Source organism: Sandarakinorhabdus oryzae (assembly GCF_009733735.1).
In the GTDB taxonomy this organism is placed as follows: Bacteria; Pseudomonadota; Alphaproteobacteria; order Sphingomonadales; family Sphingomonadaceae; genus Sandarakinorhabdus; species Sandarakinorhabdus oryzae.
This window is the reverse complement of record NZ_WNJP01000361.1, coordinates 1-892: the sequence shown is the minus strand read 5'-3', so window position 1 is coordinate 892 and position 892 is coordinate 1. Positions and strand designations below refer to the sequence as shown.

At 71.0% G+C, this 892-nt stretch carries 2 protein-coding genes; both read left to right on the top strand.

Going from position 1 to position 892, the window contains the following annotated elements; genetic code table 11:
- Nucleotides 1–642 (top strand): Pvc16 family protein (locus GJ693_RS16300; protein ID WP_207789977.1); only part of this gene is annotated, 642 nt, incomplete at its 5' end.
- Nucleotides 639–892, top strand: a 254-nt coding sequence (locus GJ693_RS16295; protein ID WP_156257260.1) for a hypothetical protein, incomplete at its 3' end; no start/stop codon positions are given. The genes GJ693_RS16300 and GJ693_RS16295, both read left to right, overlap by 4 nt.

Genomic DNA, 892 nt, shown 5'->3' with positions numbered 1-892 from the left:
GCTGGGCCGGCTGGCGGCGCGCCTGTCGCACTCGGCGGGGGCGGCGGGCTGATGGCCCGTCATCAGGCCATCGCCGCCGCGGGCGCCGCCATCGTTGCGGCGTTGCGCAGCCGTTTCCCGTCGACGCAGTTCGGCGATGCCGATCTCAACATCGAGCTGCGCGCCATGGCCGATATCCAGACCGCCATGGGCACGCCGCCGGCGATCGCGCTGTTGTTGTGGCGCATCACGCCCAGCAGCACGCGGGCGCCATCGCCCCGGGTGGCGATCGATGGCCATCGCTTCAAGGCCAGCCTGGCCGTCGATCTCCATTATCTGATGATCCCCTATGGCAACAGCGCCGAGGCCCAGCAGCGGCTGCTCGGCTGGATGCTGCGCGCCATGGAGGATTTGGGGCCACTGCTCGCCAGCCAGCTCAACAACGCGCTGTCGGAAAGCGACGTGTTTCAGCCGCAGGAAAGCGTCGAGCTGGTGCTCGATCAACTCTCGCTCGCCGATCATCTCACCTTGTGGGATCGCATCCGGCTGCTGCCGCCCTCGGCCAATTATGTGCTGCGCCGCGTGCTGATCGACAGTGACGAGGAAATCACCACCCACCCGGCGGTGACCCAGCGCCAGTTCCGCATGGGCGTGCCGTCATGAGCGGCGCCGCCGGCCTTGCCCGGCTGCAGCCCGAGACCACCCGTGTGCTCGAAACGCTGGTGCTGCCGGTCGCCGCCGCCGCGCAATTCGTCGATCTCGCCGCGGCCCGAGTCGTCGGCGATGGCCTGGCCGCCAGCCTGACGCTGCTGGCCAGCGACGCTGATGCCGCGCCCGCGGTGGCCGCACCCGCCAGCCTGGTGCGGGCCGGCGGCGGCGCCCATGTCGCCCACGCCCTGCCGGGCCTGCGCCC